Source organism: Enterobacter sp. MG-EB028, from assembly GCF_056673305.1.
Genome location: NZ_CP195079.1, coordinates 2035465 through 2059008 on the forward strand (window position 1 = coordinate 2035465; position 23544 = coordinate 2059008).

Below are 23544 nucleotides of genomic sequence, written 5' to 3' on the forward strand. Positions count from 1 at the left end.
AATATGACTGCTATCTATAAGGACGCTGGACGTCCCGTACACGAGCGCGTCGCCGATTTACTGGCGCGCATGACCCCGGAAGAGAAGTTCGCCCAGATGCATGCGTACTGGCTGATCCTCGATGAAAACGGTAACCACCGCGAGCGCAGCGACCTCAGCGATGAGTTCGCCGGCGTGAGCCAGCAGGCTGCACTCAGCGAACGGCTGAAGCTGGGCGTCGGTCAAATTACGCGCCCGCTGGGCACCCACATCGTTGATGCGAAAACCGGCGTGCGCGCCGCTAACCGCCTGCAGCGCATGATGATGGAGGAGACGCGTCTTGGCATTCCGGCATTGTTCCATGAAGAGTGCCTGGTGGGGCTGCTGTGCAAAGACGCCACGTTGTTCCCGTCGTCGCTGAACTACGGCTCCACCTGGGACCCTGAACTGGTGCAGCGCGCGGCAGAGCAGATTGGTAAAGAGGCGCGTTCCGTCGGCTGCCAGCAGGGGCTGGCCCCGGTGCTGGACGTTTCCCGCGACGTGCGCTGGGGGCGAACCGAAGAGACCTTCGGGGAAGATCCCTGGCTGGTGGGGGTGATGGCCACCGCCTACGTGAAAGGCTTACAGGGCGATAAGCGCGATCTGCTGGCGACGCTCAAGCATTACGTGGGCCACTCGTTCAGCGAAGGGGCGCGTAACCACGCCCCGGTTCATCTCGGCTTCAGCGAGCTGAACGACACCTTCCTGCTGCCGTTTGAAATGGCGGTTAAGCTGGCAAACGCCGGTTCGGTCATGCCCGCCTACCACGATATCGATAACCAGCCGGGGCACAGCGACAGCTTCCTGCTGACCACCGTCCTGCGCGAACAGTGGGGCTTCGACGGCATTATTGTCGCGGACTACGGCGGCGTCAGCCTGCTGCACCAGCATCACGGGATTTCCCACGACGCAGCGGAGTCCGCCGCGCTGTCCTTTAACGCCGGGCTGGACGTTGAGCTTCCGAAAGACGACTGCGCGAGCCATCTGGCAGACGCCGTTGCGCGTGGATTGATTTCCATGGCGAAGGTGGATGAGATCGTAGCGCGTACGCTGACCGAAAAATTCCGCCTCGGCCTGTTTGAGAACCCGTATGCCGATGAAAACGGTATCGATCTGCAAAATGAGATGACCCGAGAGGTCGCGCGGGAGGTAGCGACCAAATCGATCACGCTTCTGGAAAACGACGGCATTCTGCCGCTGAACGGTAAGCCCCGCGTGGCGGTGGTGGGGCCGACGGCAGACGATCCGCTGGCGTTACTCAGCGGCTACAGCTTCCCGGTGCATTTGATCATCAGCGATATGGTTGAGGAGACCTCGCAGGTGACGACCCCGCGCGCGGCGGTGGAGCAGTACCTGGGGGCATCGAACGTGCGCTACGCGAAAGGGTGCCACATTATCGAAAAACGGATGGCGGGCGCGCCGGTCTTCCCCGGCGACAGCGGTGGCAAGCCGATGCAGCAGTCTCCCGTGTCGCAAAGCACCGCACTTATCCCTGAGGCGGTCAGCGCCGCGCAGGATAGTGACGTGGTGGTGGCCTGCGTGGGCGATCTCGCCGGACTGTTCCAGAGCGGCACGGTCGGGGAAGGATCTGATACCGATTCTCAGAATCTGCCCGGCGTGCAGCAACAGCTGCTGGACGCCCTGGTCGCCACCGGCAAACCGGTGATTGTCGTGATGACCGGCGGGCGCCCGTACAACCTTCAGGGGCTGGAGGAGAAGGTTGCCGCGCTGATGATGGCCTGGGCGCCGGGGCAGGAAGGGGGCTGGGCGATTGCCGATGTGCTGACCGGTCGCGCGGAGCCGCAGGGGCGGCTGGTTGTCAGCGTGCCGAAAAGCGCCGGGGCAATGCCGTATTACTACAATCACAAGCTGAAAAGCGGCGGCACGCCGTTTGCGTTCCATTTCGGTGCGCGTTATCCGTTTGGTTTTGGCCTTGGCTGGACGCAGTTTAGCTGGGGCGCTGCCCGCGTCGCTGAAAGCCGCGTGCCGGTCGACGGTGAGGTGACGCTGAGTGTGGATATCACCAATACCGGCGAGCGCAGCGGGAGTGAAGTCGTGCAGGTCTACGTGCGGGATAGGGTCGCTAGCCAGGTGCGCCCGCTTCAGGAGCTGAAGGCTTTCCAGCGCGTCACGCTCTCGCCGGGCGAAACCGCCACGCTCACCTTCACGCTGCCGGTTGAGATGTTCAACTTCACCCGACGTGACGGGAAACGCATTGTTGAGCCTGGCGAGTTTGAACTGCAGATTGGCGCATCGTCGGCGGATATCCGCGAGGTCGTGACGGTCAACGTAACCGGAGAGACGTGGGTTCTGCCTGCTGAATGGCGGATGCTCAGTCGCTGTGACGTGAAGCGCGCGTAGTCAGGATAAAAAAAAGCCCATCGTGGGAGATGGGCAAAGACTACACACAGCAATTCGTTGTTTCACTCAGGGGATTTCCATGCTTATAAACCAAGGTGTTGATTTATAACCGTGAGCTAATAGTAGGCATTGTGTTATTTAGCGTCGATCAGATTCGTCTCAATAGTTAAAGAGACTTAAAGATTTCTTGAGGATAATAGCGGACTTACTGTTGAAATAGCGGGTCTGACCAGTGAGTGACGAATAAATAGTTTAGTAATGCTTAAGTGTTGGTGAGGGTAATGTAGACCGGGTGCGCGTTAGCGCCACCCGGCCAAAAGGCTTACTGCGTGTTCTTCTCTTCCAGCTCTTCCAGCTCGCTCAGAATCACGTCCGGGTCGGTTCCCGGCGGCGGCACTTCATGAACCCAGGCGGAGAACAGACGCCAGGTGACGGCAAGCAGCACCGGGCCAATGAACAGACCGATCATCCCGAAGGCAATCAACCCGCCGATAACGCCGGAGAGGATCAGGATCAGCGGCAGGTCTGCACCCATACGGATGAGGATGGGGCGAATCACGTTATCCATGGTGCCGACCACGCAGCTCCAGACCAGCAGAACCGTTCCCCACGTGGTATCACCCGTCCAGTAAAGCCAGATAATACTCGGAACCAGCACCAGCAGCGGCCCCAGTTGCGCAAGGCAGGTCATCAGCATGACCACGGTAAAGACGGTGGCGTACGGTACGCCGGAAATCGCCAGGCCGATACCGCCCAGCACCGCCTGCACCAGCGCCGTCACCACAACGCCCAGGGCGACCGCGCGCACGGCCTGCGCAGCCAGCAGTACCGCGGCATCGCCCCGTTTTCCCGCCAGGCGGGTGGCAAAGTGACGAACGCCTAAAGCCACCTGCTCACCGCGCCAGTAAAGCAGGGCGCTGAAGACCAGCATCAGGGTACAGTGCATCATAAAGCGGCCGATATGCGCGGCCTGACCGACAAACCAGGTGGTGGTGGTGCCAATATACGGACGCACTTTCGCCATCAGCGCGCTGCCGCCCATCTCCAGCAGGCTATGCCAGCCGCTGTAGAGTTTAGCGCCCACGACCGGAATGCTGTTCAGCCAGGCGAGATCCGGCAGCGTCAGGTCGCCGCTGGTCACGGCGCGGATCACCGGGCCGCTGGAGTCGACAAGGCTGTTAACCAGCAGGGCAATCGGAATAATAAACAGCAGGAACAGCAGCAGCGTCATGACCAGCACGGCTAAGCCGCGGCGGCCAAACAGCAGCTTCTGCAGGCGTAATAAAAGAGGCCAGGTTGCGACGACAACGGTCGCGGCCCACGCAAAGCCGAGAATAAAGGGTTGAACAATCCACAGACACGCAATAATCATGAGGGCTAAGAACAGCACCGACAGCAGAATTTGCGCAACATCCCTGGGCTGACGAAGATTGACCATAAACGAAACATTTCCTTAAATGAACGCCAGCCGGGCTGGCGGGAACGTAAACCACATCTCTCTAATCATTAGTGATATCAGCGATTTTTGACAGGCGAATTCTGCCTGTAATTCAGCAGAGATTATAAGAAAAAAATGTGATAAAACTTTTAAGATACACGCAAACGATTCCCACAACTCTAATTAGGGTCGACAGTAATGATCCCACAGATTTCTCAGGCACCTGGCGTCGTTCAGCTGGTGCTTAATTTTTTGCAGGCACTGGAGCAACAGGGTTTTACAGGTGATACCGCCACGAACTATGCCGACAGGCTGACGATGGCAACCGATAACAGTATCTACCAGCTTCTTCCCGATGCCGTTGTTTTCCCTCGATCTACGGCCGACGTGGCGCTTATCGCCCGGCTGGCAACGCAGGAGCGCTTTGCCTCTCTGGTCTTCACGCCGCGCGGCGGTGGCACCGGGACCAATGGTCAGGCGCTGAACCAGGGCATCATTATTGATATGTCGCGCTATATGAACCGCATCATTGAGATCAACCCTGAAGAGGGGTGGGTGCGGGTCGAAGCGGGCGTCATCAAAGATCAGCTTAATCAGTATCTCAAGCCTTACGGCTACTTTTTTGCCCCTGAGCTCTCCACCAGCAACCGCGCGACGATTGGTGGAATGATCAATACTGATGCTTCCGGCCAGGGCTCGCTGGTCTACGGTAAAACCTCCGACCACGTGCTGGGCGTGCGTGCGGTGCTGCTGGGCGGAGACATCCTTGATACCCAGCCGATGCCGGTTGAACTGGCGGAAACGCTGGGCAAAGATAACACCGCCAGCGGGCGCATCTACCGCACCGTGCTGGAGCGCTGCCGCGACAACCGCCAGCTTATTCTCGACAAATTCCCCAAACTGAACCGCTTTTTAACGGGCTACGACCTGCGCCACGTGTTTAATGACGACCTGACGCAGTTTGATTTAACCCGCGTGCTGACCGGCTCCGAAGGGACGCTGGCGTTTATTACCGAGGCGCGGCTGGATATCACCCGCCTGCCGAAGGTGCGTCGTCTGGTGAACGTCAAATATGACTCCTTCGACTCCGCGCTGCGCAATGCGCCGTTTATGGTGAAAGCGCAGGCGCTGTCGGTGGAAACCGTCGACTCGAAGGTGCTCAATCTGGCCCGGGAAGATATCGTCTGGCACTCCGTTAGTGACCTCATTACCGACGTGCCGGATAAAGAGATGCTCGGTCTCAATATTGTGGAATTTGCCGGCGATGATGCGGAGCTGATTGAACGCCAGGTCACCACGCTCTGCCAGCGTCTGGATGAGCTGATTGCGCAGGGAGAAGGCGGTGTGATCGGCTGGCAGCTCTGTAACGATCTGGCCGGTATCGAACGTATTTACGCCATGCGTAAAAAAGCCGTGGGCCTGCTCGGCAATGCGAAAGGGGCGGCGAAGCCCATTCCTTTTGCCGAAGATACCTGCGTGCCGCCTGAACATCTGGCGGATTATATCGTTGAGTTTCGCGCCCTGCTGGACAGCCACGGCCTGAGCTACGGCATGTTCGGCCACGTGGATGCCGGGGTGCTGCACGTGCGTCCGGCGCTGGACATGTGCGACCCGCAGCAGGAGATCCTGATGAAGCAGATCTCCGACGACGTGGTGGCCTTGACCGCCAAATACGGCGGTCTGCTGTGGGGAGAGCACGGGAAAGGGTTCCGCGCGGAATACAGCCCGGCCTTCTTCGGGGAGCAGCTCTACGCGGAGCTGCGTAAGGTGAAAGCGGCATTTGACCCGGATAACCGCCTTAACCCGGGGAAAATCTGCCCGCCAGAAGGCGTGGACGCGCCAATGCTCCAGGTGGATGCCGTCAAGCGCGGCACCTACGACAGACAGATTCCGATTGCGGTGCGCTCGTCCTGGCGCGGCGCGATGGAGTGTAACGGCAACGGCCTGTGCTTTAACTTCGACGCGAAAAGCCCGATGTGCCCGTCAATGAAAATCACCAGCAACCGTATTCACTCGCCGAAAGGGCGGGCGACGCTGGTACGCGAGTGGCTGCGTCTGCTTGCGGATCGCGGCGTCGATCCCCTGAAGCTGGAGCAGGAGCTGCCGGAAAAACGGGCCAGCCTGCGCTCGCTGATTGAGCGCACCCGCAACAGCTGGCATGCCAACAAGGGCGAATATGATTTCTCCCATGAGGTGAAAGAGGCGATGTCCGGCTGCCTGGCCTGTAAAGCCTGCTCTACCCAGTGCCCGATTAAAATCGACGTGCCGGAATTCCGCTCGCGCTTCCTGCAGCTTTACCACACCCGCTACCTGCGCCCGGTGCGCGACCATCTGGTGGCGACGGTGGAAAGCTACGCGCCGCTGATGGCGCGCGCGCCGAAGACCTTCAACTTCTTTATCAACCAGCCGCTGGTGCGCAAGCTTTCCGAAAAACACATCGGCATGGTCGATCTGCCGCCGCTGTCGGTGCCGTCTCTGCAGCGCCAGCTCGTCGGCCATCGCTCGGCAAACATGACCCTGGAGCAGCTCGAAGCGCTTACCCCTGAGCAAAAAGCGAACGTGGTGCTGGTGGTCCAGGATCCGTTTACCAGTTACTACGATGCCCAGGTCGTGGCCGATTTCGTCCGTCTGGCGGAGAAAGTGGGTTACCAGCCGGTTGTGCTGCCGTTCTCGCCTAACGGCAAGGCGCAGCACATCAAGGGTTTCCTGAACCGATTTGCGAAGACAGCGCAGAAAACGTCTGACTTCCTGAATCGCGTGGCGCAACTCGGAATACCGATGGTCGGCGTCGATCCGGCGCTGGTGCTTTGCTATCGCGATGAATACAAACAGACGCTGGGTGAGAAGCGGGGCGATTTCCACGTCATGCTGGTGCACGAGTGGCTGCCGTCGGCCCTGGAAGAGAAGACCGTTCAGGAGGCTGGCGGTGAACCGTGGTATCTGTTCGGCCACTGTACCGAAGTGACGGCGCTGCCGGGGGCCCCGGCGCAGTGGGCCGCTATTTTTGCGCGTTTCGGCGCGAAGCTGGAGAGCGTCAGCGTGGGCTGCTGCGGGATGGCCGGCACCTACGGCCACGAAGTGAAAAATCACGCCAACTCGCTCGGCATCTATGAGTTGTCCTGGCATCAGGCGATGCAGCGTTTACCGCGCAACCGCTGCCTGGCGACGGGCTACTCCTGCCGCAGCCAGGTCAAACGGGTAGAGGGTAACGGCGTACGCCACCCATTGCAGGCTTTACTGGAGATAATTGGATGATCTGGAAACGTGCCGTGACGCTGCAGGCGCTGAACGCCATGGGCGAAGGGAATATGGTGGGGCTGCTGGATATCCAGTTCACCCGCATCGGGGAAGACGATCTGGAGGCGACGATGCCTGTCGATAGTCGCACCCACCAGCCGTTTGGTCTGTTGCACGGCGGGGCCTCCGTCGTGCTGGCGGAAACCCTGGGCTCTGTCGCGGGGTATCTCTGCACCGAAGGCGAGCAGAAGGTGGTCGGGCTTGAGGTGAATGCTAACCATATTCGCTCGGTGCGTAGCGGACGCGTGCGCGGTATTTGCCGCGCGCTGCACGCCGGTAGCCGCCACCAGGTGTGGCAGATTGATATTCTCGATGAGCAGGATCGCCTGTGCTGCTCGTCGCGGCTGACGACGGCGGTCGTGTAAAGTTTTCAGATGAATTGGCTTTGGTCAAAAACTAGCCAGGATGTTGTGATATACTGGTCAGGATTTGTACATAAGCGAGGACATCATGGATACTGAAATAACCCCAACACAGCTGGCAATTGAATATTTACGTCGCGATAAGAGCAACCTGTCTCCGGCGCAGTACCTGAAAAAGCTGAAACAGCTTGAGCTGGAGTTCACGGACTTGCTGGCGCTCTCTTCGAATGAGCTGAAAGAAGAGATCTACTTTGCCTGGCGGTTGGGCGTTCACGTCCATTGAGCGAGTGTTGTTGAAAAGGCCGCGACTGCGGCCTTTTTTGTGCCCCGAATTCAGTATCGGGCAGGAAGCTTGTTGATCCTGATGAGTCGGCCTTCTTCGATTTCGATAAATCCGCCGGTTTTTAAATCCGCCAGAATACGCATTACGCCGCTGCGGGAGAGCTGGGTTTTCTCCCGAATATACCTTTCCGCCGTCACGCTGCTGCGATAGCTCTCATCTTCCTCCATCAGCTTTATCAGCTGCTGGCGAATCATCTCATACGCCGTCGGGGCGCCCTGCGGCATTACATTGTTATAAAGACGGCTATACACAAACATGAGTTGCTTCGAGAGTAGTCCCCACAGCGCCTTATCTTTAATAATCTCATTCACCCGCGCGGTGGTGAGCGTGCCAATCAGGCACGGGCTAACCGTCTTGATATAATCATTAAAATAGATATCGGTGAGGTTAGCGAGGCCGAACACGGCGGGGCTGCGGGCCGTAGACAGCATCATGTCATCGCTTCTTCTGTAGATGGCGACCGTTCCCTCAAGAATTAAATAGCAGATTCCCTGACCGTTGATCTGGAGGTCAAGCCGCTCGCCGCGAGCGGTGCGTCGCGTTGTGCAATCAGGCAGTAAGTGTGAAATAAGCTCTTGTGCGTAAGGTGAGCCGCGGTGAGACGTTTCTGGAAGGGACATGGTAGCCGGTAACCTTAAGAATAACCTGGCTAATTATAGCGTCTCTCGCTGATACAGGCACGGTGGCAATCAATATTTGCGTGGCAGATGGTGAATTTCACGCAGCACACCGCGCTCCATGGTGATGTACTTGCCGGTCCGAAGTTCCGACAGGATACGCATAATTCCGCTACGTGAAAGATACGTCCGGCTTTTGATGTAGGCTGCCGCCGTCGTATTGTGCCGTATGGCGTCCGGCTCCTGCATCAGCTCAACAAGCTGGAACCGGATGATATCGTAGGCAGACATTTGCGATATTTGCGCGCAATGTTCGTATACCCGCGAGGCGGTATAAATAAGCAGCTTTGAAAAGTGCTCCCATAAATCATGCTGCGACACAATCTGGTTAAAGCTTTCCAGGGGCACGCGGGCGATTTCCGCGGTTTCCAGCGCCCTGACGTAAAGATGCTCAGAAGAGAATTGACTGCTCACGCCCAGAATAAAAGGCGCTGACTCAGAGTTTAATACAATACCGTCACCGCGGCGATGAAGCGCCACGCTGCCCTGGATAAGCAAAAAGCACTGCCGAACATCATCTTTATAATAATGAACCGTTTCACCCCGGGCGATGATCATTCTCTTCGCTGCCGGGACCACATGGTTAATCAGCGTGTCTATATGGAATAACGGTTTTAAATCCAGAGCGGATGACGGCTGATTATTCAGCGGGGTGGTTAAACGTGTATTCATAAGATACCTCACATCGACTGCTTGTGTGATCATTTTTTGATCTGCGAAGAGAATTATCTTAAAAATTAATAACTCAGGGAACATTCTGCAGAGGTCTAAAAGTAGACTGGGGAGTTTTTTCTATCTAACTCCTTGAAAAACAAGAGGAATTTATTTAAGTCTATTAATAGACCTGAAGCAACACGTGATAAGAATTTTCAAAAAATGAATGTTTCTTTTTTGTTAAATCTGAGTCTACAGCTAGACCATATAACCGTTGTCCTTGTGAAAAGAATTATATAAATTTTAACCAAGCAGTAAGAAAAGGCTTAAGCCATTTATTGGAGAATAAAAATCCCCAGGATTTTTATCGGCCCTCTACTGCATGAATCTCAGTAATAAATAAAGTGATACAGGGTAGAGCATTATGAAAAAGCAATTAATGATGGCAATGTTTGCAGCCAGTTCTGTACTGACCATGACAAATGCATTCGCAGCGGCAGGTACCGTTAATTTTAACGGTAATATTCTTGATTCTGCCTGCGATGTTGATGTGGCTTCGCAGAACCAGGTGGTGGTGCTGGGCGATTATAATAAAACGGAATTCCCGGTTACGGGTTCCAGAACGGCTGCAACACGATTTGATATTGTACTGAAAAACTGTCCGGTTACGGTTACCAGCGCAAAAGTCCGTTTCGACGGCACGCCGGATCCAACCAATGCCAACCTGCTGGCAATTGATTCGTCGGTGGCAGGGGCGGCAACAGGGGTGGCGATTAACCTGATGTCAGCGGATAAGGCCGATCTGCCGTTACACAGCAGCAATAATTATTCCTATGTGCTCAGTAGTACAACGGATAATACGCTGAATTTTTACGCGCAGTATATTTCCACTGAAGCAACGGTAACCGCCGGTCCTGCAAATTCCGTGGCTAATTTCTCCGTTGTCTATAACTGATTTTTCTTGACGGAAACCATTGGGGGGCCGTCTGTTGGCCCCTTTGTTATTGAGGTATAAAATGTATTTTCTGAGTAAAACTTTACTTGCCTGCGTGTTTCTTTCAGTCGGTATTTCTCAAGCCACTGCGGGTGTGGTCATTGGCGGGACGCGCGTTATTTATGATGGCAATAAAAAAGAGTCTTCTATTAGCGTCACTAACCCCGACACGGCACCGTATTTAATTCAGTCGTGGGTAGAGTCGCAAAACGGAAGTGCTGAGAAAACACCTTTTATTATCACGCCACCACTCTACCGCCTGGATAAAGGCCAGCAGAACGTGGAACGTATTGTATTAGCAGGTTCGGTTGCCCAGGATAAAGAGTCGCTCTACTGGCTAAATATTAAGTCTATTCCTGCGGCATCGCGAAAAGACAATACGCTGCAAATTGCGGTAAAAACCCGCATTAAATTGATCTATCGTCCAGCAGCCCTGAAAGGGGTCATTCCTGAAGAGCTGGCAGATAAATTAACCTGGCAGCGTAGCGGGAATCAGATTCAGGTCACTAACCCAACTAACGTGGTAATGAATTTCAATGAAATCCGCGTGAATGGTAAAAAGCTCGAGGATGTAACTTATGTACTTCCCGGGGCTAGCGCACGGTTTGATTTGCCGAAAGGTATTACCGGCGGTTCGGTAACGTTCAAGTTAATTAATGATTACGGTGGTACCGGAAATGTGCACAACGCCACTCTGTAATTCGTATTGTGCCAGAGGCTCCCTTTATTCTCGGTATGGAGTAACGTCGTGATTAGCCATAATAAGCAGGCGGTTTTATTTAATCCGGCACTGTTAATCGCTGTCGTACTCGGTTCGGTTACCGAGACCGCTTATGCAGGTGAGTATTTTAACCCTGAGCTGATTGAACTGGACAACCCTGGCATGAAAGGCGCCGATCTTTCGGCGTTTGAATCCGGTTCGCAGCTGCCCGGCACCTATCGCGTTGATGTGCTCATCGGCGGGCAGGTTGTTGACACGCGCGAGATCAGATTTGACGCGGTAAAAAACGCGGAAGGTGAGACGTCCTTGCAGCCCTGCCTGAGCGTGGCGCAGCTGAAAAGCTGGGGGGTAAAAACCGAGCTATTCCCTGACCTGAATTCAGGCGGCGAATGTGCGAAGCTCTCGGCGATCCCGCAGGCGTCAACCGCGTTTATTTTCAGTGCCCAGCACCTTGAGATTACGATTCCACAGGCGGCGCTGTCACCGCAGGCTCGCGGATATGTGCCGCCAGAAATGTGGGACGAGGGGATCACCGCCGCGCTGCTCAACTACAGTCTGAGCGGCTCAAACAGCTGGGGACGTGACGGCAACAGCAGTAACACGAACAGCCAGTACGCCAACCTGCGTCCGGGCATTAACGTCGGTCCATGGCGGATCCGCAACTATTCCACCTGGAGCCGCGACGGCAGCGGTAAAGACAAATGGGACACGGTCTACACCTACGTACAGCGGGCGATCGTTCCGCTGAAGGCTCAGCTCACGACCGGCGACAGTGCCTCTCCGGCTGACGTATTTGACAGTATTCCATTCCGGGGGGCGCAGCTGGCCTCTGACGATGACATGATGCCGGACTCGTTGAAAGGCTATGCTCCGGTGGTGCGCGGTATTGCCCGCACCAATGCACAGGTCATCATTCGTCAAAATGGCTACCAGATTGCTCAGAGCGATGTGGCGCCGGGGGCGTTTGAAATTACGGATATATACCCCACTGGCGGCGCGGGTGACCTCGACGTTACCGTGAAAGAGAGCGACGGCAGCGAGCAGCACTTCACCGTGGCCTTTGCTTCACTGCCGGTATTACAGCGTGAAGGGCGTTTTAAGTATGCGGTAACCGCAGGCCAGTACCGATCGTATAGCAGCGAAGTTGATAAAACCCCGTTCGCACAGTTGACCGGGATCTACGGCCTGCCGCATGGCCTGACGCTCTACGGCGGTTTCTAGGAATCGAGCAAGTATCAGTCTCTGGCAGCAGGGATCGGTAAAAACATGGGCGACTTTGGCGCCTTCTCGACGGATGTTACTCAGGCGTGGTCAACCCCACAAAATCTGCCGGGAAGTAGCGGTCAGTCCTGGCGCATTCGCTACAGCAAGAACTTTGTTGAGACGGGAACCAACTTCGCCATCGCGGGCTACCGCTATTCAACCAGCGGCTACTACGGAATGCAGGAAGTGCTGGATTCCTATGGCGACAGCAGCGCGCTGCAGAACCGCCGTCGTAACCGGGCCGAGCTGACGATGAGCCAGAACATCGGTCAGAACCTGGGATCGCTCATGCTCAGCGCCGTTCGTGAAGATTACTGGAATTCAGGCAGGACCACAGCGTCTTACAGCGCCGGGTACAACAACGCCTGGAAAAGCGTGAGCTATGGGATCACCTATACCTACAGTGAAAACGGCAGTACTGACGGCAACAGTGGTTCATCCCGCAACGGTAAGGATCAGCAGATTGCACTGAACGTTAGCGTGCCGTTAGAGGCCTTCTTGCCGCGTACCTGGGCTAATTACAGCATGAACGCCAGCAAGAACAACGGCACGACGCACAGCGTCGGCCTTAACGGCACCGCGCTGGAAAACAACGCGCTCAGCTGGAACGTACAGCAAGGTTACGGAACGGATTCCGTGGGATATACCGGCAATGCCAGCGCTGATTTTAAAGGCACGTATGGTGAAGTCTATGCGGGGTACGGTTACGACAAGGGCAGCGATCGTCTGAACTATGGATTGCAGGGGGGGATCCTTGCCCACGCCGACGGGGTGACTTTCTCGCAGCCACTGGGTGAAACCAACGTGCTGATAAAAGCACCCGGCGCGAAAGGGGTGAGTATCCAGAATCAGAGCGGCGCAAAAACCGACTGGCGTGGCTACACCGCGGTGAGCAATTTAATGCCGTATCGCAAGAACGACGTGGCGCTGATGACCGATACGCTACCGGATGATGTGGAGCTGGAGTTAACCAATAAGACGGTGATACCAACCCGCGGTGCGGTGGTCAGGGCGGATTATGTGGCAAATGTCGGCATGCGGGTATTGATGACGCTTCAATATCGTAATGGCCAGCCGGTCCCGTTTGGCGCTATCGCCACTGTCAAAGGGCAGAGCGGGAACAGTTTTATTGTTGGGGATAAAGGTCAGGTTTATTTGACCGGCTTGAGTCCGAACGGAACGTTATGGGTTAAATGGGGTAGTGATAATTCAGAACAATGTCAGGTCAACTATGCGATTACTGGAAAAGACAGGTCAAACAGTATCCCTGCCGTTGTTTATGATTGTCGTTGAGGAAGCGTTATGTATTTAGTAAATAAATATCGGCCGTATGCGCAATTCATTTTTCTGGCGCTGTTATGGTTATGCTCACTACGTGCTGAAGCCGACTGTACGTATGGGGGAAGTGGATTTAACCCGGCACAACCGTTTAACATACAGCAGCCCGCCGTAACGGTTCAGCGTGATGCTCCCGTTGGCACAGTGATAAGTAGCTTCATTACCAATGGCAGCGGTGATATTGATCTCTGTGTCGGTTCGGGAACTATTACGTATGAAATGAGTATGTTCAGTACGCCGTCATCCATCACTCATTATTATAATACAAACGTGCCGGGCGTCGGTATTGCGTTAAGATTTGCTTCTGCAAGCTGGTATTTTTCCAACGTCAGGCAGTATGTAGACTCAACACCGACAAAAACGGTTGTGTATCCTCTGGAGGTGACGTTAATAAAGACGGGGGATATTACGTCAGGCGTGATCGGCTCTGGATTACTGGCAACGGCTCATGGTGACGATAACATTCAGTCGTTAACGGTTAACTATATTGGCAATAAAGTGACGCAATTAGCATGCGCAATAACAACGCCTAATTTAACTTTTCCAATCGGTGATATATCGGCATCGGCTTTTGGCAATACTGTCGGCACCATTCCTTCTGGTGCTCAAAGCACACAGAATCTGGGTCTTGATTGCGATGCCGATGCGAATATTAACGTCATGCTGCAGGGGATGCAAAACCCGGACGTCAGCACTGACAGCGTATTAGCCTTGACTGGGCAAGGGAACGCGGACGTGGCGAAAGGTGTCGGCGTGCAATTGCTATATAATGGGGCGCCTTTAGCGTTAAATAACCGAATTGTTTTGAAACAATCCGCAGGTGGCCAGGAAACGTTCCCGATAACCGCCCGTTATTATCAGACTCAGGCGAGTGTTTCAACAGGCAAGGCCAACGCATCAGCCACCCTTGACTTAACGTATCAGTAATGGATAACGCGATGAATATTTTGCGCGCGGCAGCGCTTGCCGCCACGTTAATAAGCTGCAATACCTTTGCAGGGGACGCTGTTAACGTCAGCGTTACCGGAAATATTATTGCCTCGCCCTGCATATTTAACGGAGGGAATGACAATATGGATATTAACTTCGGTAATATTCAGGCATCAAACATGTCTACGCCGGGTTCATCTTCCGATCCTGTGCCGTTTAACCTGATGTTTACCCAGTGTCCGGCTGGCACTAGCAGCGTAACGGTCTCATTTACCGGTAACCCCGATCCCGTCGCGGGGGCGGATTACTACATGAACAGCGGTTCTGCCACTAATGTCGCGATAGCGATGAGTGAGGCGGCAACCGGTGCGTTAAAGGGGACGGGGACAAGCATTACGCAGACGATCGCAGCAGACAGAACCGCAACGATGGCCATGCAGGCCGCGGTGACATCCTTTACCGGCGGGGCGACGCCGGGGAACATCAGCGCCGTTGTTGTCATGACGATGCAGTACAACTGATCGCTACGTGGAGATAATGGTGATGATTGACTGCTGGCGGTAACTGCTATGTTGAATATTCTCATTAAAGAGACTGATTTATTTTTTAGAGACGGATTGCAGCGTTTTCTTGTGGATTTCTTCACCCATAATTTCAGGCATTCGCTCCATTTTGACGTTGAACTTTCTCATGAACATGTTAGTGCCGCCGATATTATTTTTCTCGCGTTATGTCAGGGGGAAACCCTGACCTGCTATCCTGAATTACTGGCGCGCAAAAAAGGAATTGTGGTTGGTCTGGTCGAGGATGAGCACCGTTTCTCGGCATGTCCGTCTTGTTATCAGGACATGATATTTCTCTCTCGGCGCACCTCGCTTGACAGAATGACCGAGACGCTGTTTATCGCATGGTATCGCACCCAATTACCCAGCTTTCGCTGGAAAAATAAAAGCTGCGATGAATGCCAGCACAAAATATTATCGCTGCAGCAAATTCGCGTTATGGTGCATTTTTACAGAGGATTATCGGTAGGGCAGATTGCGGATAAGCTTAACACCAGTGATAAAACCATTTTTACCCATAAATATCTGCTGATGCAGAAATTTGACCTGCGTAGTGATTTTGAACTCATGGCCTTGATCCACCGGATGGTAGAGAAGAATACCTGTCCGAACCGGTTGCGTGACTATCTGACTAACGATTGATAAACAGCAGCAAAGCTAACGCGTGGAGTTGTTGCCGGGTGGTGTGGTGCTGACGCCACCCGGCAGATGCATCAGACATTCACTGCATTAATCAACCGCGTTTTCATCGTCTGGTAAGACGACGCCGCAAAATCCTCCGCCCAGCGCTGGTCCTCAATCGCCTCCAGCTGCACTGCGCAGTACTTCGTTTCCGGGGTTTTGGAGATGGGATCGAGGTTATCCTGGGTTAGCTCGTTGCAGGCGCCAATCCACCACTGATAGGTCATATAGACGGCTCCGGCGTTGATACGCTCGCTGATGCTGGCGCGGGTAATCACCTTGCCGCGACGTGAACGTACCCAGACCAGCTGTCCGTCGGTAATGCCCAGTTTGTCCGCATCGGCAGGATTCATTTGCACCCGACCCGGCTCATCGGCCAGGCTTTGCAGCGCGGCGCAGTTCCCGGTCATCGAGCGGCAGGAGTAGTGGCCTACCTCGCGCACCGTGCAGAGTACCAGCGGATAATCATCATCGGGCGTCTCTGCCGGCGCGCGCCACGGCGCGGCAAACAGTTGACCCTTGCCTGTTGGCGTGTCGAACTGATTGTTTTTGTACAGGTACGGCGTTCCCGGATGATCGAGCGTCGGGCACGGCCACTGCACGTGCCCCATCTCGCCCATCTTTTCATACGTCACGCCATAGAAGAGAGGGCACAGCTCGCGCATCTCGTCCCAGATCTGCTGGTTGGAGTCATAATGCATCGGGTAGCCCATCTCGGTGGCGAGCAGGCTGATGATCTCCCAGTCGCGCTTCACGTTGCCGCTGGCCTCAATGGCTTTGCCAAAACGCTGGAAACCCCGGTCGGCGCAGGTAAAGACGCCGCCGTGTTCGCCCCAGGAAGTGGCAGGGAGCAGAACGTCCGCCACTTCCGCCGTTTTGGTCATAAAGATGTCCTGAACCACCACAAAATCGAGGGCGTCAAAACCGCTGCGGACGAGACCGAGATCGGCTTCCGTCTGAAGCGGATCTTCCCCCATGATGTAGTAGGCCTTGACCTTGCCTTCCAGCGCCAGATGAGGCACCTCGGTAATACGCGTCCCGACCCGATCGTCCATTTTATTGACGTCAATCCCCCAGGCATCAGCGAACTTCTGCCTGACCGCCGGATCGGTCACATCCTGATAGCCGGGGAACATATTCGGCAGAACGCCCATATCACAGGCACCCTGAACATTGTTTTGTCCGCGTACGGGGCCGACGCCGACGGCGGGGCGGCCCAGGTTGCCGGTCAGCAGTGCAAGGCTGGAAAGCCCTTTGACGACATCGACGGCCTGACCAAACTGGGTCACGCCCATTCCCCACATTACGGTGGCGGAAGGGGCCGCCGCGAAGGTGCGCATTGCCTGACGTACGTCTCGGGCGGGAATGCCGGTAAGATGCTCGACCTTCTCCGGCGCATAGTCTTTTACCGTTTGCCGGTAGGCCTCAAGCCCTTCCGTAAAGCGAGCGACATAGTTTTTGTCGTACAGCTCCTCTTCCAGCAGCACATAGCCAAAGGCGTTCACCAGCGCCATGTTGCTGCCGTTTTTCAGCTGCAGGTGCTGATCGGCAATGCGCGCCGTTTCGATGCGGCGCGGATCGCAGACGATGATTTTCGCGCCGTTTTCACGGGCTTTGAGTACGCGGCGGGCGACGATAGGGTGAGAGTCTGCGCAGTTATAGCCGAATACCAGCAGACATTTAGAATGCTCAATATCGTTGATGGAATTACTCATCGCACCGTTGCCGAGGGTCTCCTGTAACCCTGCCACGGAAGGACCGTGACAGACGCGCGCGCAGCAGTCGACGTTGTTGGTGTGCAGCACCGCACGGGCAAATTTTTGCATGACGTAGTTGGTTTCATTGCCGGTTCCGCGTGATGAACCGGTAGTCATGATTGACCGCGGCCCGTGTTGCGCTTTAATGCTGCTGAGCTTCTGGGCGGTGTATCGGATAGCCTCCTCCCAGGTCACGGGAGTGAATGCTTCGCCTTTACGGTAGCGGATCATTGGCTGGGTCAGGCGTGGGGTGAGGAGGCGGGTATCGTTGAGGAAGTCCCAGCCGTAAAATCCTTTCAGGCATAAAGTGCCCTGGTTTGTCACCCCTTCTGCCGCTTCGGCACGGATGATACGGTTATTCTCAACGACAAGGTTTAATTTGCAGCCTGCACCACAGTAAGGGCAGACGCTGGCGATTTTTTTCATCAATAACAGACCTGTTAAGAAATGAAGCAAAATGACTGGTAAGCCCAGTCCCGTAAAAGGGAGTAAGCAGAAACCATGCCATCTTTATAGCGCTTATTTAACAGGGGATTATGAAGAGAAAGCGTGTCATCGTCAGAACGTTCGTCAGTTTTGACGATGACACGATTGCGGAATGGCAGGGTGCTTAAACGTCATCCATGGTGTAGCCCACCACGATTTCAAGCGTCTTACGAATAACATCCGCCTGAACAACGTCGTTGGTCGCTTCCAGCGTCTGAATGAGCCAGAGAATGATGGCTTTATTGGACAGATGTCCTTCAGAAGCCAGAACACAGCGTACTGCAGTAGAAAAAACAGCAGACTCTTCAGCAAAACGATCGCCTGCATGACGGAAATACTCCGACAGCGCGCTTTCTAAAAAAGCAGAATGGTATTCGGGTTGCAGCTGAATATTTTGTCTCATTTGTTCTCACCGTAGCTGTTAAATTGCAGTCAATGTATTTTTTTGGGATCGGACGGTTTTCCCTTTCCAAATAACGGCACTACATTGTCTCTTTGATAACTGAGAGGTCCCTCTCTGTTCATTCGTCCTTGTGCGGCTCTGCGACGTTTTAATCCGAGGCTTTTTGATCCGATATCGGCAATCACCCTCGCAAGTGTCTCCCGCCGCCGGGGATCCTTTTCATGTGCTTTCATATCCCGCAGACGCAGAACCAGCGCTTCCGTTGTAACGGGACCGTGCTCCTTCAAAAGTGAAAGAACGGCTTGTCCAATCAGCTGGTCAGTCAGCGTGTCTGCGTCACTGCTTTTCATAACATTATCGTTCGAAGAGAAGACCAAGCAGCATGTGGTAATGCTGCTCCTCTTCCGGGCCATCGGCTCTTTCGAGGCGGCTTAATAGTTTGGTACAGAGCGATTTACGATTGAGGTTCCGCCCGTCGCTAAGGATCTCAACAACCACCTGACCGAGCGTTTCTTGCTGGGTAGGAAGAGAGGCTTTTTCGAAGTACTGTGCGATTGCTGCTGCGGAATCTGCGACGTGACCTTTCTGCTGCATGTTTCGCTCCTGTAAAATTTTGTAATCAGTAACGTTACATTTAAGGTATACACAATTTATAAATCTGTACATTAAAAATGTACAATTTTTTAAATTTAGTATGATATATTTTATAAAGTGCTTTTTATTCAGGTGGTTAAGATGATGTAGCGCATCGGTGAAATCACAGGATATATTGTACAAAGCTGTGCGTTGCAGTTAAGTTGTACAGCACGGAAAAAGGTCTCATTAAAAGCCGTAAATGGTTGAGATGTAAATTATTTGTCAGCCAATTAATGTGCTATAAATGATCCTTACCCACCTTTATTGTGGCCAAAACCCTAACCCCCAGGAATAGCATGCTTACAACCATCATTTACCGCAGTCATATCTGCGAAGACGTTCCAGTGAAAGCGCTGGAAACAATGGTCGCTGCTGCAAATAGTAAAAACCGGCAATCCAATGTCACGGGGATCTTGCTGTTTAACGGCACACATTTTTTCCAGTTGCTTGAGGGGCCAGCGGATCATGTTTCTGCTATTTATGAGCAGATCTGCAACGACACCCGCCACCATAACGTGGTAGAGCTGATGCGGGATCACGGGCCTGTCCGGCGTTTTGGCAAGGTGGGCATGGAGCTTTTTGATTTACGCCAGTTCGACAGGGATGAGGTGCTGCAGCAGGTGCTCAACAGAGGCACGACGCGCTACCAGCTGACGTATAATGACCGCCCGCTGCAGTTTTTTCGGACCTTTGTTGAGGCCACAGAAAAAGCGAACTATTTTGAACTGCCTCCTGCAGATTCATGGGATTTTGTTCCTGAAGACACTCACTTATCTGCACAACCTGAGGTGGTCGCGAAAGGGGCGGATTGTAGCTTTGCCTTTCAACCGATAGTCGATCCGTTTATGCAGCGGGTCGTCTCCTGGGAGGCGCTTCTCCGCACCCCGTCCGGCGACTCGCCGGGGGTCTACTTCGCCAACCGCTCGCGCGAGGACGTGTATACCTCTGATTTGCAAAGCAAGCAGGTAGCGCTCTCAATGGCCAGCGCGCTGGGGTTACAGGACCAGACGTTGTCTCTTAACCTGCTGCCTATGACGCTGGTCAATCTCCCCAACGCCGTGGACTTTCTGCTTACCGCCATCGAAGCAAATGGTTTTGTGCCCGAGCAAATTATGGTCGAGTTCACCGAGAACGAAGCCATTTCCCGTTTCGATGAGTTCACAGACTCGGTCAGGCAGTTAAAAAGTGCGGGGATCAGCGTAACGATCGATCACTTTGGTGCCGGTTTTGCCGGGCTACAGCTGCTGGCCCAGTTCCAGCCGGACAGAATTAAGATTAATCGCGATCTGGTAGCGAACGTGCACAAAAGTGGCCCGCGTCAGGCTATTATTCAGGCGATTATCAAATGCTGTTCTTCGCTGGAAATTCAGTTCTGCGCGGTCGGCGTGGAGAAGGCGGAAGAGTGGATGTGGCTGGAGTCTGCGGGGATTTCGCAGTTCCAGGGACATCTTTTTGCCAGCCCCCGGCACGGCGGTATTCCGGCCATTGCATGGCCAGAGAAAAAATTCGACTTTTGATAAAGCCGGGCGCAATTGAGTCGGTCTGGCTGTACGAATGGCAAATTTTGTACAACAATGTATTAACAGGTGGATGGTGGAATGCCCCATTCACCTGGGCAAAATACGGTCTTAGTTATACAAATGGTTTGTACAATCTGATAAGGTTGGTGCAGTTAGGTATGGAAGTTCTGAGCGTGAGGGAGTTAATGGCCTATTACAGTATCGGCGAAGTAGCCGAACGATGCGGTATCAACCCCGTTACGCTGCGTGCCTGGCAGCGCCGTTATGGATTGTTGAAGCCGCAGCGCAGCGAAGGGGGTCATCGTCAGTTCGACGATGAAGATATCCTGCGTATCGAAGAGATCAAGCGCCTGATGAAAAGCGGCGTTTCGGTCGGAAAAGTCAAAGCCCTGCTGGAAAACAAAGAAGTTCTGACCCAGGGTAACTGGGCCTCGTTCCAGGAAGAGATGATGACCGTTCTGCGCTACGCCAGCCCGGCAAAGCTGCGTGCCAAAATCGGCGAATTTCGCCGCGACCACGCGATGGATGCGCTGATCGATAACATCATTTCCCCCGTCCGCCAGCGAATGAATCAGGATCAAAATACCGTACGCCACATGGCGAGCATGCTTGACGGTGTTCTGATTGAATTCGCGATTGCAAGCCTGGCGGAGTCGCGCAAGAAAGCGGGTAATGATGCGTTGCTTATCGGCTGGGAATGCGATGACCGGACCCATCTGTGGCTGGAAGCCGCGCGCTTATCGCACAAGGGCTGGCACATTGATGTTCTGGCCGAGCCGATTGATTCCCCGCGTCCTGAACTCTTCCCGGGGCAAAAAATCTTCGTCTGGACGGGAAAAACGCCAACACCGCGTCAGCAGGAACAGCTCGATCACTGGCGTGAACAGGGTTTTACCGTTTCATTTCATCACTCATAATCAGAGGCCTTGAGGGCCTTTTTTTGTTTTGGTCACTTCCTGAACAAAAGCTATCTCAAAAATAGGCATTTCCGATGCATATTTTACTTTTCCTTTCGTCGCTGTTTCCTCCGTTCAATAATCTATTAATTTTCAAAGCATTGAACAATTTAATCCATCCCGCCCGCATCTTCTGACAGGGTCTATGCTTAATAAAAGTAGACAAAAAGGGCGGTTTAGCCGAATGCCCCTGCTGACAGAGGGTTGAAGTGATAATCGTTATCACTAACATGGTGTTATGCCCTGATGGCTAATCAGATGAGGTGGACCTATGGAACTGCATTCAGAAACCTTCAATCCTGCCGATTTTGCCTGGCGTGGTTTAACGCTCACGCCTGCGGCGGCAGCGCATATCCACGAGCTGGTGGCGAAAAAGCCCGAGATCCTCGGCGTACGCTTAGGCGTTAAGCAGACCGGCTGCGCGGGCTTTGGCTACGTACTGGATACCGTCACCGCACCGGAAAAAGATGACCTGGTGTTTGAAACCGATGGCGCAAAGCTGTACGTCGCGCTACAGGCTATGCCGTTTATCGACGGTACAGAGGTGGACTACGTACGGGAAGGTTTAAACCAGTTATTCAAATTTCATAACCCGAAAGCCCAGAACGAATGCGGCTGCGGCGAAAGCTTTGGGGTATAGGCGGTACTATGTCTCGTAATACTGAAGCAACGAGTGATGTAAACACCTGGAGCGGCGGACACCTCAACTATAAAGAGGGTTTTTTCACGCAGCTGCAGACAGACGAGCTGGCGAAAGGGATTAATGAAGATGTCGTGCGCGCCATCTCGGCCAAACGTAACGAGCCCGAGTGGATGCTCGAATTTCGCCTGAGCGCCTTCCGCGCCTGGCTGGAGATGGAAGAGCCGCACTGGCTGAAAGCCCATTACGACAAACTGAACTATCAGGATTACAGCTACTACTCCGCGCCCTCCTGCGGCAGCTGTGACGATACCTGCGCTTCGCAGCCCGGCGCGGTACAGCAGACCGGTGCCGAGAACAGCTTCCTGAGTAAAGAAGTGGAAGAGGCCTTTAATCAGCTTGGCGTCCCGGTTCGCGAGGGCAAAGAGGTGGCGGTGGACGCCATTTTCGACTCCGTCTCGGTGGCGACCACTTATCGCGAAAAGCTGGCCGAGCAGGGGATTATTTTCTGCTCCTTTGGCGAAGCGATTCATGACCATCCCGAGCTGGTGAAGAAGTACATCGGCACCGTGGTACCGAGTAACGATAACTTCTTCGCCGCGCTAAATGCCGCGGTAGCCTCTGACGGCACCTTTATCTACGTGCCGAAAGGCGTGCGCTGTCCGATGGAGCTCTCCACCTATTTCCGCATTAACGCCGAAAAAACCGGCCAGTTCGAACGCACCATTCTGGTTGCGGACGAAGGCAGCTACGTCAGCTATATCGAAGGGTGTTCTGCACCGGTGCGCGACAGCTATCAGCTGCACGCGGCGGTGGTCGAGGTCATCATTCATAAAGACGCGGAGGTGAAATACTCCACGGTGCAGAACTGGTTCCCCGGCGACGGCAACACCGGCGGTATCCTGAACTTCGTCACCAAGCGCGCGCTGTGCGAAGGTGAAAACAGCAAAATGTCCTGGACGCAGTCGGAAACCGGCTCCGCTATTACCTGGAAGTACCCGAGCTGCATCCTGCGCGGGGATAACTCCATCGGTGAGTTTTACTCGGTGGCGCTCACCAGCGGGCATCAGCAGGCCGATACCGGCACCAAGATGATCCACATCGGTAAAAACACGAAATCTACCATCATTTCGAAAGGGATCTCTGCCGGGCATTCCCAGAATAGCTATCGCGGGCTGGTGAAAATCATGCCGACGGCCACCAACGCGCGTAACTTCACCCAGTGTGACTCGATGCTGATTGGCGCAGACTGCGGGGCGCATACCTTCCCGTACGTGGAGTGTCGCAACAACACGGCCCAGCTGGAGCACGAGGCGACCACGTCGCGCATTGGGGAAGATCAGCTCTTCTACTGTCTGCAGCGTGGGATCAGTGAAGAAGATGCCATTTCGATGATTGTGAACGGCTTCTGTAAGGACGTGTTCTCTGAACTGCCGCTGGAATTTGCCGTTGAAGCACAAAAACTCCTCGCCATTAGTCTTGAACACAGCGTCGGTTAAGGAAAGC

At 54.3% G+C, this 23544-nt stretch carries 20 protein-coding genes, 1 other RNA gene and 1 pseudogene; 14 read left to right on the forward strand and 8 right to left on the reverse strand.

The annotated features are described in order from the left end of the window. Nucleotides 1-3 precede the first annotated feature (3 nt). The gene (locus ACR42C_RS09680) at nucleotides 4-2379 is read left to right on the forward strand and encodes a glycoside hydrolase family 3 N-terminal domain-containing protein (protein ID WP_479985053.1); all 2376 of its coding nucleotides are present in this window, start codon (nucleotides 4-6) and stop codon (nucleotides 2377-2379) included. 5 nt (nucleotides 2380-2384) lie between these two features. Here ACR42C_RS09680 and rprA read toward each other — a convergent pair. After that, nucleotides 2385-2492: antisense sRNA RprA (gene rprA, locus ACR42C_RS09685), an RNA gene on the reverse strand. A 209-nt stretch (nucleotides 2493-2701) separates the two neighbouring features. Continuing rightward, entirely contained in the window at nucleotides 2702-3817 is a 1116-nt protein-coding gene (gene ydiK / locus ACR42C_RS09690) for an AI-2E family transporter YdiK (RefSeq protein WP_116340471.1), read from the reverse strand. A 198-nt stretch (nucleotides 3818-4015) separates the two neighbouring features. On the opposite strand from ydiK, the gene ydiJ reads away from it, so the two are divergent. From ydiJ to ACR42C_RS09705, 3 genes are all read left to right on the forward strand, one after another. After that, entirely contained in the window at nucleotides 4016-7072 is a 3057-nt protein-coding gene (gene ydiJ, locus ACR42C_RS09695) for a D-2-hydroxyglutarate dehydrogenase YdiJ (protein WP_166710851.1), read from the forward strand. Continuing rightward, entirely contained in the window at nucleotides 7069-7479 is a 411-nt protein-coding gene (menI, locus tag ACR42C_RS09700) for a 1,4-dihydroxy-2-naphthoyl-CoA hydrolase (protein WP_028012841.1), read from the forward strand. The genes ydiJ and menI overlap by 4 nt, the downstream gene beginning before the upstream one ends. 85 nt (nucleotides 7480-7564) lie before the next feature. After that, nucleotides 7565-7759, forward strand: a complete 195-nt coding sequence (locus ACR42C_RS09705) for a YdiH family protein (RefSeq protein ID WP_003857766.1) — start codon at nucleotides 7565-7567, stop codon at nucleotides 7757-7759. Between the two features lie 50 nt (nucleotides 7760-7809). Here the strand turns inward: ACR42C_RS09705 and ACR42C_RS09710 are convergent, their stop codons facing one another. Then, a complete protein-coding gene (locus ACR42C_RS09710; RefSeq protein WP_316378959.1) occupies nucleotides 7810-8439 on the reverse strand; it encodes a helix-turn-helix domain-containing protein in 630 nt (209 codons plus the stop codon). A 69-nt stretch (nucleotides 8440-8508) separates the two neighbouring features. Then, entirely contained in the window at nucleotides 8509-9168 is a 660-nt protein-coding gene (locus ACR42C_RS09715; RefSeq protein WP_116340465.1) for a helix-turn-helix domain-containing protein, read from the reverse strand. Between the two features lie 406 nt (nucleotides 9169-9574). Here ACR42C_RS09715 and ACR42C_RS09720 point away from each other — a divergent pair, with 406 nt between their 5' ends. The 6 genes and pseudogenes from ACR42C_RS09720 (at nucleotide 9575) to ACR42C_RS09745 (ending at nucleotide 15601) form a co-directional block, all read left to right on the forward strand. After that, entirely contained in the window at nucleotides 9575-10105 is a 531-nt protein-coding gene (locus ACR42C_RS09720; protein ID WP_163328973.1) for a fimbrial protein, read from the forward strand. 61 nt (nucleotides 10106-10166) lie between these two features. Further along, nucleotides 10167-10844, forward strand: a complete 678-nt coding sequence (locus ACR42C_RS09725) for a fimbrial biogenesis chaperone (protein WP_316378960.1) — start codon at nucleotides 10167-10169, stop codon at nucleotides 10842-10844. Between the two features lie 51 nt (nucleotides 10845-10895). Further along, nucleotides 10896-13421, forward strand: a pseudogene (locus ACR42C_RS09730) (fimbria/pilus outer membrane usher protein). Between the two features lie 9 nt (nucleotides 13422-13430). Next, entirely contained in the window at nucleotides 13431-14393 is a 963-nt protein-coding gene (locus ACR42C_RS09735) for a fimbrial protein (RefSeq protein ID WP_316378961.1), read from the forward strand. 11 nt (nucleotides 14394-14404) lie between these two features. Beyond that, nucleotides 14405-14917 carry a fimbrial protein gene (locus ACR42C_RS09740; RefSeq protein WP_316378962.1) on the forward strand — a complete coding sequence of 171 codons (513 nt, stop codon included), beginning with the start codon at nucleotides 14405-14407 and terminating at the stop codon, nucleotides 14915-14917. Nucleotides 14918-14965: 48 nt separating this feature from the next. Next, a complete protein-coding gene (locus ACR42C_RS09745; protein ID WP_316378963.1) occupies nucleotides 14966-15601 on the forward strand; it encodes a helix-turn-helix transcriptional regulator in 636 nt (211 codons plus the stop codon). 71 nt (nucleotides 15602-15672) lie between these two features. On the opposite strand, the gene fdhF is transcribed toward ACR42C_RS09745, so the two are convergent. From fdhF to ycgZ, 4 genes are all read right to left on the reverse strand, one after another. After that, nucleotides 15673-17823, reverse strand: a complete 2151-nt coding sequence (gene fdhF, locus ACR42C_RS09750) for a formate dehydrogenase subunit alpha (protein ID WP_192981582.1) — start codon at nucleotides 17821-17823, stop codon at nucleotides 15673-15675. A 184-nt stretch (nucleotides 17824-18007) separates the two neighbouring features. Next, nucleotides 18008-18286, reverse strand: coding sequence for a biofilm development regulator YmgB/AriR family protein (locus ACR42C_RS09755; RefSeq protein ID WP_116340453.1), 279 nt, complete (start codon nucleotides 18284-18286; stop codon nucleotides 18008-18010). Between the two features lie 29 nt (nucleotides 18287-18315). Then, a complete protein-coding gene (locus ACR42C_RS09760; RefSeq protein ID WP_116340451.1) occupies nucleotides 18316-18636 on the reverse strand; it encodes a hypothetical protein in 321 nt (106 codons plus the stop codon). 4 nt (nucleotides 18637-18640) lie between these two features. Then, nucleotides 18641-18880 carry a regulatory protein YcgZ gene (gene ycgZ, locus ACR42C_RS09765; RefSeq protein WP_163328985.1) on the reverse strand — a complete coding sequence of 80 codons (240 nt, stop codon included), beginning with the start codon at nucleotides 18878-18880 and terminating at the stop codon, nucleotides 18641-18643. Between the two features lie 338 nt (nucleotides 18881-19218). Here ycgZ and ACR42C_RS09770 point away from each other — a divergent pair, with 338 nt between their 5' ends. From ACR42C_RS09770 to sufB, 4 genes are all read left to right on the forward strand, one after another. Beyond that, entirely contained in the window at nucleotides 19219-20439 is a 1221-nt protein-coding gene (locus tag ACR42C_RS09770) for a diguanylate phosphodiesterase (protein WP_320720408.1), read from the forward strand. Between the two features lie 188 nt (nucleotides 20440-20627). Beyond that, on the forward strand, nucleotides 20628-21359 hold the full coding sequence (locus ACR42C_RS09775; RefSeq protein WP_479985054.1) for a MerR family transcriptional regulator: 732 nt from the start codon (nucleotides 20628-20630) through the stop codon (nucleotides 21357-21359). Nucleotides 21360-21669: 310 nt separating this feature from the next. Beyond that, complete coding sequence (gene sufA / locus ACR42C_RS09780) at nucleotides 21670-22038, forward strand: Fe-S cluster assembly scaffold SufA (protein ID WP_116340443.1); 369 nt, start codon at nucleotides 21670-21672, stop codon at nucleotides 22036-22038. Nucleotides 22039-22046: 8 nt separating this feature from the next. After that, nucleotides 22047-23537 carry a Fe-S cluster assembly protein SufB gene (gene sufB, locus ACR42C_RS09785; protein WP_032657798.1) on the forward strand — a complete coding sequence of 497 codons (1491 nt, stop codon included), beginning with the start codon at nucleotides 22047-22049 and terminating at the stop codon, nucleotides 23535-23537. Nucleotides 23538-23544 lie beyond the last annotated feature (7 nt).

Coding starts and splice junctions, on each gene's coding strand:
- ACR42C_RS09680 (WP_479985053.1), top strand. CDS start 4: ATGACTGCTATCTATAAGGACGCTGGACGTCCCGTACACGAGCGCGTC.
- ydiK (WP_116340471.1), bottom strand. CDS start 3,817: ATGGTCAATCTTCGTCAGCCCAGGGATGTTGCGCAAATTCTGCTGTCG.
- ydiJ (WP_166710851.1), top strand. CDS start 4,016: ATGATCCCACAGATTTCTCAGGCACCTGGCGTCGTTCAGCTGGTGCTT.
- menI (WP_028012841.1), top strand. CDS start 7,069: ATGATCTGGAAACGTGCCGTGACGCTGCAGGCGCTGAACGCCATGGGC.
- ACR42C_RS09705 (WP_003857766.1), top strand. CDS start 7,565: ATGGATACTGAAATAACCCCAACACAGCTGGCAATTGAATATTTACGT.
- ACR42C_RS09710 (WP_316378959.1), bottom strand. CDS start 8,439: ATGTCCCTTCCAGAAACGTCTCACCGCGGCTCACCTTACGCACAAGAG.
- ACR42C_RS09715 (WP_116340465.1), bottom strand. CDS start 9,168: ATGAATACACGTTTAACCACCCCGCTGAATAATCAGCCGTCATCCGCT.
- ACR42C_RS09720 (WP_163328973.1), top strand. CDS start 9,575: ATGAAAAAGCAATTAATGATGGCAATGTTTGCAGCCAGTTCTGTACTG.
- ACR42C_RS09725 (WP_316378960.1), top strand. CDS start 10,167: ATGTATTTTCTGAGTAAAACTTTACTTGCCTGCGTGTTTCTTTCAGTC.
- ACR42C_RS09735 (WP_316378961.1), top strand. CDS start 13,431: ATGTATTTAGTAAATAAATATCGGCCGTATGCGCAATTCATTTTTCTG.
- ACR42C_RS09740 (WP_316378962.1), top strand. CDS start 14,405: ATGAATATTTTGCGCGCGGCAGCGCTTGCCGCCACGTTAATAAGCTGC.
- ACR42C_RS09745 (WP_316378963.1), top strand. CDS start 14,966: ATGTTGAATATTCTCATTAAAGAGACTGATTTATTTTTTAGAGACGGA.
- fdhF (WP_192981582.1), bottom strand. CDS start 17,823: ATGAAAAAAATCGCCAGCGTCTGCCCTTACTGTGGTGCAGGCTGCAAA.
- ACR42C_RS09755 (WP_116340453.1), bottom strand. CDS start 18,286: ATGAGACAAAATATTCAGCTGCAACCCGAATACCATTCTGCTTTTTTA.
- ACR42C_RS09760 (WP_116340451.1), bottom strand. CDS start 18,636: ATGAAAAGCAGTGACGCAGACACGCTGACTGACCAGCTGATTGGACAA.
- ycgZ (WP_163328985.1), bottom strand. CDS start 18,880: ATGCAGCAGAAAGGTCACGTCGCAGATTCCGCAGCAGCAATCGCACAG.
- ACR42C_RS09770 (WP_320720408.1), top strand. CDS start 19,219: ATGCTTACAACCATCATTTACCGCAGTCATATCTGCGAAGACGTTCCA.
- ACR42C_RS09775 (WP_479985054.1), top strand. CDS start 20,628: ATGGCCTATTACAGTATCGGCGAAGTAGCCGAACGATGCGGTATCAAC.
- sufA (WP_116340443.1), top strand. CDS start 21,670: ATGGAACTGCATTCAGAAACCTTCAATCCTGCCGATTTTGCCTGGCGT.
- sufB (WP_032657798.1), top strand. CDS start 22,047: ATGTCTCGTAATACTGAAGCAACGAGTGATGTAAACACCTGGAGCGGC.